This is a genomic window from Klebsiella sp. ZJOU C1, from assembly GCF_035620215.1.
GTDB classification, from domain to species: Bacteria; Pseudomonadota; Gammaproteobacteria; order Enterobacterales; family Enterobacteriaceae; genus Klebsiella; species Klebsiella variicola.
On record NZ_CP141644.1, the window covers coordinates 3,265,545 to 3,279,166 of the forward strand.

Genomic DNA, 13,622 nt, shown 5'->3' on the forward strand with positions numbered 1-13,622 from the left:
TGGAGGTGAAAAATGCAACTTACCCGCGGCGTCTGGCAAATGAGCCTGGCAATGATAATCTCCGGCTCGATCGGCGCGTTCGTGCTGCTCTCTGGTTTGCCGGTGATGGATGTGGTGTTCTGGCGCTGCCTGATTGGCGCGCTAACCTTACTGGTGTTTATCGTGTTAAGCGGCCAGCCCTTCAGCCGGCTAACGCGTTTCACTCTCGCTCTGGCAGTGATTGGCGGCGCGGCGCTGGTCGTCAACTGGCTGCTGCTGTTTGCCGCCTATTCGCGGATCTCAATCGGTATGGCCACCGTGGTCTATAACACCCAGCCGTTTATGCTGGTACTGATGGGGATGGTGCTGGGGGAACGGGTCAGCGCCGTGAAATGGGGATGGCTACTGCTGGCCTTTGGCGGCGTAGTGATCCTGTTGTCAAGCGAGCTGACGTCTGCGCATGGAGAGGGGCTTACCACCGGCGTTTTGCTGGCGCTGGGCGCGGCATTCTTCTATGCCCTGACCGCCATTATCGCGCGCAAATTGCATCCGCTCCCCGCGCAGCATATCGCCTTTATTCAGGTGCTCGTTGGCGTCGTGATGCTGCTGCCGCTGGTGCATGCCCCCGAATGGACGGCCAGCTTCCCCTGGCGCTATCTGCTGATCCTCGGCATCGTCCATACCGGGATCATGTATCAGCTTTTATATAGCGCGATACAGAAACTGCCGACGCCCATTACCGGTTCGCTCTCCTTTATTTATCCGCTGGTGGCAATGGTGGTCGACTACCTGGTCTTCCACCATGCATTGACCCCTGTGCAGTTGATTGGCGGGATGCTTATTCTGTTTGCCGCCGCAGGGAATAACCTCGGCTGGGGCGAAAAAAAACCCCGCCGCGGCGGGGTCAGTGAGCAGTCGCGGGCCAGTTAGCGACGGGCGCGGACAATCTGGTATTTGCGCGTCAGGTATTCGACCGGCGCGCTCCAGATATGAACCAGACGGGAGAACGGGAACAGCAGGAACAGGGTCATGCCCAGCACCAGATGAACGCGGAAAATAAATGCCACGCCATCCAGATGCTGTGACGCGCCGCCGTGGAACGTCACCACCGACTGCGCCCAACCAACCAGCTTCATCATTTCACTGCCGTCCATATGCTGGGCTGAGAATGGGATCGTCAGCAGGCCGAGCGCACACTGCACCATCAGCAAGGAGAGGATCAGAATATCCGCTCCGGTGGTGGTGGCGCGAACGCGCGGGCTGAGCAGACGACGCTTGAGCAGCAGTAACCCGCCCACCAGGGTCATCACGCCGCAGGCACCGCCGGCGATCATCGCCATCTTCTGCTTGACGTCGATCGGCAGAAAGGACTCATACATCCAGTGCGGGGTCAGCATGCCGAGGAAGTGGCCGGCGAAAATACCCAGGATGCCGATATGGAACAGGTTCGACGCCAGGTTCATCCCCTTACGGTCCAGCATCTGGCTGGAGGCGGCGCGCCAGGTGTACTGGCCATAGTCATAGCGCAGCCAGCTGCCGATCAGAAACACCGAGCCCGCAATGTACGGATAAATGTCAAAGAAGAACATATTCAGGAAGTGCATTATTGCTGTCCTCCGTTAGAGATATTCAAATATTGCGGGGCCACGGCTCCGGCAAAACGGCGCTGGTGAGCGGAGATTTCCGACTCGCCGCAGCCCTGGTCGGCAAAGAATTTGACCTGCTCTTCTTCCCAGACGGCATCCAGCGCCTGCGGTGTATCGTCGCGGGCCTCGTCGGCGATCTTCTCCGCCACTTTCTGGCTATCGACCTGAGTATTAGCAAGCTTCAACAGCAGCTCGAACAACACCGCATAGCGGCTCTCGCGCTGTTGCAGACGCGCGCTGAGCAGGCCAAGGATTGGCGCAACGTCCCGCAGGCCGCCGAGCGCTTCCTCTTCCGGCAGTTGCGCCAGATACTCCAGATACAGCGGCAGATGATCCGGCAGCTCGTGGCTGTCAAGCAGCAGACCGTGGCGCTCATACTGCGCCATCAGATCCACCATCGCCTGTCCGCGATCGCGGGATTCGCCGTGGACATGTTCAAACAGCAGCAGCGAGGTGGCGCGGCCGCGGTCAAACAATTCGCTATACGCCGCCTGGGCGTCCAGCGGATCCTGAGCCACTAAATCGCGCAGGAAAACGCCCAGCGCGTGGGCATCCTCTTTGCTGAGTTTCTCTGATGACGCGAGCGCCTCGAACATCTCCTGCTGATGCTGCCATAAGGCAGCGTCAGGGTATTCGAGCAGACGCGACATAATCACGAGTTCAATCATGCGTGCGGCTCCGTTTTGCTGGTCACGTCGATAGCGTCGATGCGACGGCTGTTGAACAGGTTGAACTGGCTGTCCGAGCCGTGGCAGCCATCGCCAAAGCTGAAGCCGCAGCCGTTTTTCTCCGGAAATGCTTCTCGCGCCTGTTCACGGTGGCTGCTCGGCACCACGAAACGATCTTCGTAGTTAGCGATCGCCAGATAGCGGTACATCTCCTGGGCCTGCGCTTCGCTCAGCCCCACCTCTTCCAGCGCGCGGGTATCGACGACGCCGTCAACGGTTTCCGCACGCTTATAGTGGCGCATCGCCAGCATGCGTTTCAGGGCCAGCAGGACCGGCTGGGTATCGCCTGCGGTCAGCAGGTTCGCCAGGTATTGCACCGGAATACGCAGGCTTTCCACGTCCGGCAGAATACCGTTGCTACCCAATTCGCCAGCGTCCGCAGCCGACTGAATTGGCGACAGAGGCGGCACGTACCAGACCATTGGCAGGGTGCGATATTCCGGGTGCAGCGGCAGGGCCAGCTTCCAGTCCATCGCCATTTTGTAGACCGGCGACTGCTGCGCAGCCTCAATGACCCCCTGCGGTACGCCATCTTTTAACGCCTGTTCAATCACTTTTGGATCGTTTGGATCGAGGAACACATCCAGCTGGCGCTGATACAGATCTTTCTCGTTCTCGGTGCTGGCGGCGTTTTCAATCGCATCTGCGTCATACAGCAGTACGCCAAGGTAGCGGATACGGCCCACGCAGGTTTCGGAGCACACCGTCGGCATTCCGGATTCAATACGCGGGTAGCAGAAGATGCATTTCTCGGATTTCCCGCTCTTCCAGTTGAAATAGATCTTCTTGTACGGACAGCCGGTGATACACATCCGCCAGCCGCGGCACTTGTCCTGGTCGATCAGTACGATGCCGTCTTCTTCACGCTTATAGATGGCGCCGCTCGGGCAGGTCGCGACGCAGGCTGGGTTCAGGCAGTGCTCGCACAAGCGCGGCAGATACATCATGAAGGTGTTTTCGAACTGACCGTACATCGCCTTCTGCATGTTGTCGAAGTTCTGATCTTTGGCGCGTTTTTCGAACTCGCCGCCGAGGATCTCTTCCCAGTTCGGACCGCTGGTGATCTTGTCCATCCGCTGGCCGGTGATCAGCGAGCGCGGGCGGGCGATCGGCTGATGTTTGCTTTCCGGCGCGTTATGCAGATTCTGGTAGTCATAATCAAACGGCTCGTAGTAATCATCGATCCCCGGCAGATGCGGGTTGGCGAAGATTTTACCCAGCAGCATCGCGCGGTTGCCCATGCGCGGCTGCAGTTTACCGTTGATTTTGCGGATCCAGCCGCCCTTCCATTTTTCCTGGTTTTCCCAGTCGTTCGGGAAGCCAACGCCAGGTTTGCTCTCCACGTTGTTGAACCAGGCGTATTCCATCCCTTCCCGGCTGGTCCAGACGTTTTTACAGGTCACCGAACAGGTATGGCAGCCGATGCACTTATCGAGATTCAGCACCATGCCGACTTGTGAACGAATTTTCATTTTACGCTCTCCTGTACCTGGTCGTTGCCTTCGCCGTCTAACCAGTTAATGTTCTTCATCTTACGTACCACTACAAACTCATCGCGGTTGGAGCCGACGGTACCGTAGTAGTTAAAGCCATAGGCCAGGTGGCCGTAGCCGCCGATCATGTGGGTCGGTTTTGGCGTAATACGGGTGACGGAGTTGTGGATCCCCCCGCGCTGACCGGTGATTTCAGATCCCGGCAGGTTCACGATGCGTTCCTGCGCGTGATACATCATGGTCATCCCGGCCGGTACACGCTGGCTCACCACCGCACGCGCCGTCAGGGCGCCGTTGGCGTTAAACACTTCGATCCAGTCGTTATCTTCGATACCCAGATCTTTCGCATCCGCTTCGCTCATCCAGACGATCGGCCCGCCGCGCGACAGGGTCAGCATCAGCAGGTTATCGCTGTAGGTCGAGTGGATACCCCATTTCTGGTGCGGGGTCAGGAAGTTCAGCGCCTTCTCCGGGTTGCCGTTGGACTTCTCGCCCATCACCGCTTTCACCGAACGGGTGTCGATCGGCGGACGATAGACCAGCAGGCTTTCACCAAAGTCGCGCATCCACTGATGATCCTGATACAGCGATTGACGGCCGGACAGCGTCCGCCACGGGATCAGCTCGTGAACGTTGGTATACCCAGCGTTATAGGAGACATGTTCATCTTCCAGGCCAGACCAGGTCGGGCTGGAGATAATCTTCCGCGGCTGCGCCTGAATATCGCGGAAGCGGATCTTCTCGTCTTCTTTGTTCAGCGCCAGGTGCGCGTGCTCGCGACCGGTGATCTCGCTCAGCGCTTTCCACGCCTTCACCGCCACCTGACCGTTGGTCTCCGGCGCCAGGGTGAGGATCATTTCCGCGGCGTCGATGGCCGTTTCCAGCTTCGGCTGGCCTTTCGCCGGGCCTTCCGCCTTGGTGTAGTTGAGCTTACGCAGCAGGTCCATCTCGCTCTGGGTGTTCCAGGCGATGCCTTTTCCGCCGTTGCCGATGGTTTCCAGCAGCGGACCGATCGAGGTGAAACGTTCGTAAGTCGCCGGGTAATCACGCTCAACCGGAATAATATGCGGCGCGGTTTTCCCCGGGATGAGATCGCATTCGCCTTTTTTCCAGTCTTTGACATCCAGCGGCTGCGCCATTTCCGCGGCGGAGTCGTGCTGGATCGGCAGCGTGACGACGTCGGTTTCTTTGCCGAGGTGGCCGACGCAGACTTCAGAGAATTTCTTCGCGATACCTTTATAGATATCCCAGTCGCTCTTCGATTCCCAGGCCGGGTCAACGGCGGCCGACAGCGGGTGAATAAACGGATGCATATCCGAGGTATTCATGTCGTCTTTTTCGTACCAGGTGGCGGTCGGCAGCACGATGTCGGAGTAGAGACAGGTGCTCGACAGACGGAAATCGAGGGTCACCACCAGATCCAGTTTGCCGTCGAGGCCGTTATCCCGCCATTCGACTTCTTCCGGCTTCACGCCGCCCTGCTTGCCGAGGTCTTTGCCCTGAATGCCGTTCTCGGTACCCAGCAGGTACTTGAGCATATACTCATGGCCTTTACCGGAGGAGCCCAGCAGGTTGGAGCGCCAGATAAACAGGTTACGCGGGTGGTTTTTACCATTTTCCGGCTGCTCGGCCGCAAAGCGAATCGAGCCCTCTTTCAACGACTTCACGGTGTAATCCACCGGGGTCATGCCGGCTTTTTTCGCTTCATCAGCGATACGCAGCGGGTTCACCCCTAACTGCGGCGCAGACGGCAGCCAGCCCATGCGCTCTGCGCGCACGTTAAAGTCGATCAGGTGGCCGCTGTAACGGGATTTATCCGCCATCGGCGACAGCAGTTCCTGCGCGGTCACGGTTTCATAACGCCACTGGCTGGAGTGGTTATAGAAGTACGAGGTACTGTTCATGTGACGTGCCGGACGCTGCCAGTCAAGGGCGAACGCCAGCGGCTGCCAGCCGGTCTGCGGACGCAGTTTTTCCTGGCCCACATAGTGCGCCCAACCGCCGCCGCTCTGACCGACGCAGCCGCAGAAGACCAGCATATTGATCAGGCCGCGGTAGTTCATGTCGAGGTGGAACCAGTGGTTGAGGCCCGCCCCGACGATAATCATCGAGCGACCATGGGTCTTATCGGCGTTATCGGCAAATTCACGTGCAGTGCGGATGATATGCGCGCGGGAGACGCCGGTGATCTTCTCCGCCCAGGCCGGGGTGTAGGCTTTCATGTCATCGTAGCCGGTGGCGCAGTTTTCATCGTTCAGACCGCGTTCCAGGCCATAGTTGGCCATGGTCAGATCGTAAACGGTGGTCACCAGAGCGGTGGAGCCGTCGGCCAACTGCAGGCGTTTGGCCGGCAGTTTGTGCAGCAGAATATTTTCGAGGTCGACTTTGTTGAAGTGCTCAGAACCTTCGCCGCCGAAGTACGGGAAGCCGACACTCGCGACCTCGTCATGGCTGCCCAGCAGGCTCAGACGCAGCTCAATCTCTTCGCCAGTTTTACCGTCGTGCTGTTCGAGGTTCCATTTGCCTTTATCGCCCCAGCGGAATCCGAGGGAACCGTTCGGTACGGTCATGTCGCCCTTCTCGTCAAAGGCGACGGTTTTCCATTCCGGATTGTTCTCCTGACCAAGGGAATCCACGAGGTCGGAGGCGCGCAGCGTACGGCCAGCGGCATAATAACCGTCGCGCTCCTCGAGCATCACCAGCATCGGCATATCGGTATAGCGGCGCACATAATCGGTGAAGTACTGGCTCGGTTTATCGAGATGGAACTCGCGCAGCATCACATGGCCCATCGCCAGCGCCATCGCGGCATCGGTACCCTGCTTCGGCGCCAGCCACAGATCACAGAGTTTGGCGATTTCGGCGTAGTCTGGGGTGATCGCCACGGTTTTGGTGCCTTTGTAGCGGACTTCGGTAAAGAAGTGGGCATCCGGGGTACGGGTCTGCGGCACGTTGGAGCCCCAGGCGATAATGTAGCTGGAGTTATACCAGTCCGCCGATTCGGGGACGTCGGTCTGTTCGCCCCAGGTCATCGGCGAAGCTGGCGGCAGGTCGCAGTACCAGTCGTAGAAACTCAGGCAGGTGCCGCCAATCAGCGACAGATAACGGGCGCCGGAGGCGTAGGAAACCATCGACATCGCCGGGATCGGCGAGAAACCGGCCACGCGGTCCGGACCGTAAGTTTTGACGGTATAGACGTTGGAGGCGGCAATCAGCTCATTCACTTCCTGCCAGGAGGAGCGGACAAACCCGCCGCGACCGCGAGCCTGTTTAAAGCTTTTGGCTTTGTCGGCGTCTTCAATAATCGAGGCCCATGCCTCAACCGGATCGCTATGCTGAACTTTCGCTTCCCGCCACATCTTCATCAGACGTTTACGCATCAGCGGGTATTTCAGGCGGTTCGCGCTGTACAAATACCAGGAGTAGCTGGCGCCGCGCGGGCAACCGCGTGGTTCGTGGTTCGGCAGGTCCGGACGGGTGCGCGGGTAGTCAGTCTGCTGCGTTTCCCAGGTCACCAGACCGTTTTTCACATAAATCTTCCAGCTGCATGAGCCGGTGCAGTTGACACCGTGAGTGGAACGCACAATTTTGTCATGCTGCCAACGTTGACGGTATCCATCCTCCCAGTCCCGGTTGGTGTTTAGAAGCTGGCCGTGCCCATCGGCAAAGGTTTCACCCTTCTGTTTGAAGTAGCGAAACCGGTCCAGGAATTTACTCATCGGGTTTCTCCTGATATGGAGCCTGACGGCTCTCTGATAAATCGACATTGCTGGATTTGCAGCGAAGGTAACGCTATGAAAGAGGGCGAGAATTGATGGCGATCAATCCGGACTGGCTTGCTAAAGCGGAGGGAAACTGCAATTACCACCAAGGTGGTATGAGATACTATTTTTTAATTTTATGTTTTATAAGCTCTTTTTCCTAAAAAGCCGTCATCATGGAAGGATTTGTTAACAAAGGAGGTATTAAGGGGTAGAGCCGTTTCGCTGGCAAGCCATCCCTTCCCGGCTCTGTGGCCAATATGAATCAAATCATCCATTAGTATGTTGTAACTAACGAGTAATGTAAAAAAAGGCGCCGCCCTGGGAGCGCGCCTTTTCACGTCATGATGAACGCGGCGGATTACTGACGCTTACGGCCGTATACCGCCCAGGTGATGATCACGCAGGCGATATAGAAGATCAGGAAGATTTTCATCGCGCCGGCCGGCGAACCGGTCAGATCCAGCGAGATACCGAATGCTTTTGGAATAAAGAAGCCGCCGATGGCGCCAATGGCGGAGATAAAGCCCAGCGCCGCCGCAGTATCGGTCGCCGCCTCGCGCATCGCCTGCGCTTCGCTGCCGCCCTGGGCCTTCACGCGGTCCATGGTCAGCTTACGGAAGATCACGGAGATCATCTGGAAGGTGGAGGCGCTCCCCAGCCCGGCGGTCAGGAACAGCACCATGAACACCGCGAAGAAGGCGATGAAGTTGCCGCCCTGGCCGTTAGTCGGCAGGGTCAGGAACAGCAGCGCGCAGAAGACAGCCATCACCACGAAGTTGACCAGCGTCACGCGAGTCCCGCCGAGACGATCGGAGATCGCCCCGCCCATCGAACGCGCCAGCGCGCCAATAAAGGGGCCGAAGAAGGCGTAGTGCAGGATCTGCACGTCCGGGAACTGGGTTTTCGACAGCATGGCGAAGCCGGCGGAGAATCCGATGAAGGAGCCGAAGGTGGCCAGATAGAGCAGCGCCATGATCCACAGGTGCAGGCGTTTGAGCACCGGCAGCTGTTCGCTCAGCGAGGCTTTAGAAGCCGACAGGTCGTTCATAAAGAACCACGCCGCCAGGGTGAAAATAATCAGGAAAGGTACCCAGATCCACGCGGCGTTTTCCAGATACAGCATTGAGCCGTCCGGCTGCTCGCTGCCGGTCCCGCCAAAAAAGGCAAACACTGAGACCGACACCACCAGCGGCGCGACCAGCTGCATCACGCTGACGCCCATATTACCAAGGCCGCCATTGACGCCGAGCGCCCCGCCCTGCTTCGCTTTCGGGAAGAAGAAGCTGATGTTAGCCATACTGGAGGCAAAGTTGGCCCCGGCGAAGCCGCACAGCAGCGAGATAATCACGAAGACGCTAAACGGCGTGGAAGTATCCTGGACCGCAAAGCCCAGCCAGACGCACGGAATAATCATGATCCCGGTGCTGAACGCCGTCCAGCGACGGCCGCCGAACAGCGGCACCATGAAAGCGTAAGGCACGCGCAATAAGGCGCCAGACAGCGCCGGCAGCGCGGTCAGCATAAACAGCTGATCGGTCGTAAACTGAAAGCCCACTTTGTTGAGATTAACGGCGACGGCGCTGAACAACATCCATACGCAGAACGCCAGTAACAGACAGGGAACGGAGATCCATAGATTACGGCTCGCCACACGGTGACCGCGCTGTTGCCAGAATTCAGGATCTTCAGGGCGCCAGTCGGTAATGACCGAGCGGTTAGCCTTCTCCGGGAGGGAAGATTGACTCATAGATACCTCTGATTATTCATATTTCCTGCCGCTACCTTAGGGGTTGCCCGGGGCGGTAAGTTGATATAAATCAAAGGAAAAGCGCGCACTAATTTGTGCAAAAATAAACCATGCTCCGAAGTGAGTAGAGAAAGGTGAGGAAAAAAGTGTGGTTTTTCACGCGGCTGCCGGGTTGCGTATAACCCCACCCCCAATAGCGCCTACCACCGACAATTAAGGAGTAACTCTTTAGGGGTATGGGTATACTCCAGGGGATAGCCGAGAATAAGCGCCACTCCCGGAGAGATCACCGGTCAGGAGCCACGCATTCCATGTTAAAACGTCTTTTTACTCCGCTGACGCTGGTCAATCAACTGGCGTTAATCGTGCTGCTCGCCACCATTATTGGCGTCGCCGGCATGGCGATCTCCGCGCGTCTGGTGAACGGCGTCCAGGGCAGCGCCCACGCGATTAACAAGGCCGGTTCATTGCGTATGCAAAGCTACCGGCTGCTGGCGGCGATCCCGCTGAATGAAAACGATCAAAAGCTGGTGGCGGACATGACCGCCACCGTCTTCAGCCCCGAGCTGCAGAATTCCGCCCGCCGCGACGGCCAGGAACAACAGTTAAAAGCGCTGCAGCAATACTGGCAGCAGGCGCTGGCCCCCGGCATGCAGCGTGCGGTTAACCAGGCTGAAGTGGCCCAGGATGTCGCCGACTTTGTCGATCGTATCGACCAGCTGGTCACCGCATTCGACCACACCACCGAGCAGCGTATCGAGCGGGTAGTCTGGATCCATCGCATTCTCGCCATTGGTATGGCACTGCTGCTGATTTTTACCATCATCTGGTTACGCGCGCGCCTGCTGCGGCCGTGGAAACAGCTGCTGGGCATGGCGCGGGCGGTCAGCCAGCGCGATTTCACCCAGCGGGCGCACATCAGCGGGCGTAACGAAATGGCGACCCTCGGCATGGCGCTGAATAACATGTCGGAAGAGCTGGCGGAAAGCTACGCGGTGCTCGAGCGGCGGGTGCAGGAGAAGACCGCCGGGCTGGAACAGAAGAACGAGATCCTTGCTTTCTTATGGCAGGCCAATCGCCGGCTGCATGCCAGCGCCCCGCTCTGCGAGCGGATTTCACCGGTACTGAATGGCCTGCAGGGGCTGACGCTGCTGCGCGATATCGAGGTACGGGTTTACGACCTGGAAGACGAAGATAATCACCAGGAGTTTACCTGCCACTCGGATGATGAGTGTGATGATAAAGGCTGCTACCTCTGTCCACGCAATCTGCCGCCGCTGCCGGATGGCGGAACAACGCTGAAGTGGCGGCTATCGGATGCGCATAATCAGTACGGCATTCTGCTGGCGACGCTGCCGGTTGGCCGCCATCTCAGCCACGACCAGCAGCAGCTGGTGGACACTCTGGTGGAACAACTGACCAGTACCCTGGCGCTGGACCGCCATCAGGAGAAACAGCAGCAGCTGATCGTCATGGAAGAGCGGGCCACTATCGCCCGCGAGCTGCACGACTCCATCGCCCAGTCGCTGTCCTGTATGAAGATGCAGGTCAGCTGTCTGCAGATGCAGGGCGACGCCTTACCGGCGGAGAGCCGCCAGCTGCTGGGGCAGATACGCAACGAGCTGAATACCTCCTGGGCCCAGCTGCGCGAGCTGTTAACCACCTTCCGCCTGCAGCTGACCGAGCCGGGACTGCGCCCGGCGCTGGAGGCCAGCTGTCAGGAGTACAGCGCCCACTTCGGCTTTACGGTACAGCTTGATTATCAGCTTCCGCCGCGCTTTGTACCGTCGCATCAGGCCATTCACCTGCTGCAGATCGCCCGCGAAGCGTTAAGCAACGCCCTGAAGCATGCCAGCGCGACGGAAGTGACCGTGACGGTGTCACAACGCGATAATCAGGTCCGTCTGGTGGTGGCGGATAACGGCCGCGGCGTGCCGGATCACGCCGAGCGGAGTAACCATTACGGTTTAATTATTATGCGGGATCGCGCCCAGAGCTTGCGCGGTGACTGTCAGGTACGACGCCGGGAAACCGGCGGAACCGAAGTGATCGTCACGTTTATCCCGGAAAAAACGTTTTCCATCCAATAAGGAGACCCCCATGAGTCAACAGGAACGGGCAACCATCCTTCTCATTGACGACCATCCGATGCTGCGCACCGGCGTGAAACAGTTGATCAGCATGGCGCCGGACATCCAGGTGATTGGCGAGGCCAGCAATGGCGCGCAAGGTATCGAGCTGGCGGAATCGCTGGATCCGGACCTGATCCTGCTCGACCTCAATATGCCGGGCATGAATGGCCTGGAAACGCTGGACAAACTGCGTGAGAAATCCCTTTCTGGCCGGGTGGTGGTCTTTAGCGTCTCCAACCATGAAGAGGATGTTGTCACCGCCCTGAAGCGCGGCGCCGATGGCTATCTGCTGAAAGATATGGAGCCGGAAGATCTGCTGAAAGCGCTGCAGCAGGCCGCCGCCGGAGAGATGGTATTAAGCGAAGCGTTAACCCCGGTGCTGGCCGCCAGCCTGCGCGCCAACCGCGCCACCTCCGATCGCGACATCAGCCAGTTGACCCCGCGCGAGCGCGACATCCTCAAGCTGATCGCCCAGGGACTACCGAACAAAATGATCGCCCGTCGCCTGGATATCACCGAAAGCACCGTCAAAGTACACGTGAAGCACATGCTGAAGAAAATGAAGCTCAAATCCCGGGTGGAAGCCGCGGTATGGGTCCACCAGGAGCGAATTTTCTAAGGCGAGTCCGTCCAGGAGACGCCAGGCGTGGTGAACTTGACCAGCGGCTCGGTCAGCGCCAGAGCGATCTCATTGGAGGAGACGCGCTGCCCCTGTTTATCCTCCACCACCACCGACAGGCGCCAGCGGTTCGCGGCGCCCGGTTCACTGTTCCACACCGGCATGATCACGCTCCAGCCATCCGCGCTGCTGGCATCCACCGGCGGCGTCAGGCTGAGGGCCTGGGTGTCACCCTGCCAGTGCAGCGCCTTGATGCCATGCAGACTATGGATCTGCAGCTTCAACTGCACCGTCTCCCCGGACTGCAGATCCCAGGGCGGCGTGGCCAGATAGACCGTCAGATTTTTGCGCTGACGATACTCCACCACCGGCAGATTATCCCGCTCCGGACTATCGAAGCGGCTCCCGCGCAGCGAATTGCTGATCGCTACCTCGTCTGCGGCCAGCTGCTGCTTAAGGGGGACGCCAAAGCGATAGTTTAGCTTCAGGCCCACATTGTTCTGGCTGACACCATTTTCCCCCTGCTTATGCTTAGCGGTAACGGTGACCAGCGGGACCGGGGTGTAATTGAGCCCAACGGAGACGGCTACCGGGTTATGGTAGCCGGTACCGGTGTGAAAAAGATCGACGCTATCGCCGAAGTACTGTTCGACGCTGACGCTGGTATTAATGTGCTGGTAGAACGGTAGCTGCGCCTGGGCGGTGACGTCATACCCTGCGGCCATCCGCTGCTCCTGAGTCTGATTATCGCGCAGTTGCCAGTCGCCCAGCGGATGGTAATAGTTTGCCGACAGGCGAAGATATTCTCCCCACGCCTCCGCGCCGACGCTGCCGCGCGCCAGGCTTTCGCTCAACACTTTGTCGTAAAACGAGTTATAGCCCAGCAGCCAGCCACCGACCCGCCAGCGCTGACCAAGCCCGATGTTGCCCACCAGATCGTTCTCGCGCCGGGTCACCGAATACTGGTTCCACGTCAGGTAACGGTCGTTATCCTGCAACGGCACGAACCAGCTCCCTTTACTGCCGGTGAATTTGCCCTCTTTATCGACCAGCAGGTCGACATTGGCGTTGCCCCACGGCGAGAGCCAGCTCTCCAGCTGATGGCTCACTTCATTGCCGATTTTACTGATGGCGAACAGCTGCGCCTGCTCGCCCGCCGTCAGGCCGTTATCGCTCATGCTGGCCTCGCCAAACTTCTTCGCCACCTCAGCAAAGTGCCGGGCGTCGTCATCGACCTGGGGAGCAATCCCCATATCGGGCAGCGGATCTTGCGCTGGCGCGGGGCGAGTGGTGTCGCTGGCGGTCAGCGCCCAGACGGGAACGCCCGGCAGCAGCAGGAGAAAGGTCAACGTTGGCAACAAACGGAAGGACACAGGCATCAACAGATTTTGAGCAGGCTCACAAAAATGGGAAGAAATGTTAGTTTATCGTTTTTTCCCTGCTCCCGCAGCCCTGTGGGCAATTCCAGGAATATACTGAAACCGGTTGGGCAAGGTGTCGCCCAACCGGAGCCG

9 protein-coding genes are annotated in these 13,622 nt (G+C 58.7%); 3 read left to right on the forward strand and 6 right to left on the reverse strand.

What is annotated here, in order from left to right; genetic code table 11:
* The first annotated feature begins 12 nt into the window (after positions 1-12).
* Positions 13-909, forward strand: coding sequence for a DMT family transporter (locus SPE70_RS15735; RefSeq protein ID WP_012541354.1), 897 nt, complete (start codon positions 13-15; stop codon positions 907-909).
* Here SPE70_RS15735 and narI read toward each other — a convergent pair.
* From narI to SPE70_RS15760, 5 genes are all read right to left on the reverse strand, one after another.
* Complete coding sequence (gene narI, locus SPE70_RS15740; RefSeq protein WP_002910189.1) at positions 906-1,583, reverse strand: respiratory nitrate reductase subunit gamma; 678 nt, start codon at positions 1,581-1,583, stop codon at positions 906-908. The two genes, SPE70_RS15735 and narI, sit on opposite strands and share 4 nt — an antisense overlap.
* A complete protein-coding gene (narJ, locus tag SPE70_RS15745; protein ID WP_012541353.1) occupies positions 1,583-2,293 on the reverse strand; it encodes a nitrate reductase molybdenum cofactor assembly chaperone in 711 nt (236 codons plus the stop codon). The genes narI and narJ overlap by 1 nt, the downstream gene beginning before the upstream one ends.
* On the reverse strand, positions 2,290-3,825 hold the full coding sequence (gene narH, locus SPE70_RS15750) for a nitrate reductase subunit beta (protein ID WP_002910193.1): 1,536 nt from the start codon (positions 3,823-3,825) through the stop codon (positions 2,290-2,292). Before narH ends, narJ begins: the two co-directional genes overlap by 4 nt.
* Positions 3,822-7,565, reverse strand: coding sequence for a nitrate reductase subunit alpha (locus SPE70_RS15755; RefSeq protein ID WP_064170558.1), 3,744 nt, complete (start codon positions 7,563-7,565; stop codon positions 3,822-3,824). Before SPE70_RS15755 ends, narH begins: the two co-directional genes overlap by 4 nt.
* 403 nt (positions 7,566-7,968) lie before the next feature.
* Entirely contained in the window at positions 7,969-9,357 is a 1,389-nt protein-coding gene (locus SPE70_RS15760; RefSeq protein WP_032733224.1) for a NarK family nitrate/nitrite MFS transporter, read from the reverse strand.
* A 311-nt stretch (positions 9,358-9,668) separates the two neighbouring features.
* On the opposite strand from SPE70_RS15760, the gene narX reads away from it, so the two are divergent.
* Positions 9,669-11,447, forward strand: coding sequence for a nitrate/nitrite two-component system sensor histidine kinase NarX (narX, locus tag SPE70_RS15765; RefSeq protein WP_008804401.1), 1,779 nt, complete (start codon positions 9,669-9,671; stop codon positions 11,445-11,447).
* A 10-nt stretch (positions 11,448-11,457) separates the two neighbouring features.
* Positions 11,458-12,108 (forward strand): two-component system response regulator NarL, encoded by a 651-nt coding sequence (gene narL, locus SPE70_RS15770; RefSeq protein ID WP_002910198.1) that lies wholly within the window; start codon positions 11,458-11,460, stop codon positions 12,106-12,108.
* Here narL and SPE70_RS15775 read toward each other — a convergent pair.
* Positions 12,105-13,487, reverse strand: coding sequence for a YchO/YchP family invasin (locus SPE70_RS15775; protein ID WP_012967816.1), 1,383 nt, complete (start codon positions 13,485-13,487; stop codon positions 12,105-12,107). The two genes, narL and SPE70_RS15775, sit on opposite strands and share 4 nt — an antisense overlap.
* Between the last annotated feature and the right edge of the window lie 135 nt (positions 13,488-13,622).

What these genes read in the sequence shown, in the direction of transcription:
- SPE70_RS15735 (WP_012541354.1), top strand. Translation starts at nt 13, where the DNA reads ATGCAACTTACCCGCGGCGTCTGGCAAATGAGCCTGGCAATGATAATC.
- narI (WP_002910189.1), bottom strand. Translation starts at nt 1,583, where the DNA reads ATGCACTTCCTGAATATGTTCTTCTTTGACATTTATCCGTACATTGCG.
- narJ (WP_012541353.1), bottom strand. Translation starts at nt 2,293, where the DNA reads ATGATTGAACTCGTGATTATGTCGCGTCTGCTCGAATACCCTGACGCT.
- narH (WP_002910193.1), bottom strand. Translation starts at nt 3,825, where the DNA reads ATGAAAATTCGTTCACAAGTCGGCATGGTGCTGAATCTCGATAAGTGC.
- SPE70_RS15755 (WP_064170558.1), bottom strand. Translation starts at nt 7,565, where the DNA reads ATGAGTAAATTCCTGGACCGGTTTCGCTACTTCAAACAGAAGGGTGAA.
- SPE70_RS15760 (WP_032733224.1), bottom strand. Translation starts at nt 9,357, where the DNA reads ATGAGTCAATCTTCCCTCCCGGAGAAGGCTAACCGCTCGGTCATTACC.
- narX (WP_008804401.1), top strand. Translation starts at nt 9,669, where the DNA reads ATGTTAAAACGTCTTTTTACTCCGCTGACGCTGGTCAATCAACTGGCG.
- narL (WP_002910198.1), top strand. Translation starts at nt 11,458, where the DNA reads ATGAGTCAACAGGAACGGGCAACCATCCTTCTCATTGACGACCATCCG.
- SPE70_RS15775 (WP_012967816.1), bottom strand. Translation starts at nt 13,487, where the DNA reads ATGCCTGTGTCCTTCCGTTTGTTGCCAACGTTGACCTTTCTCCTGCTG.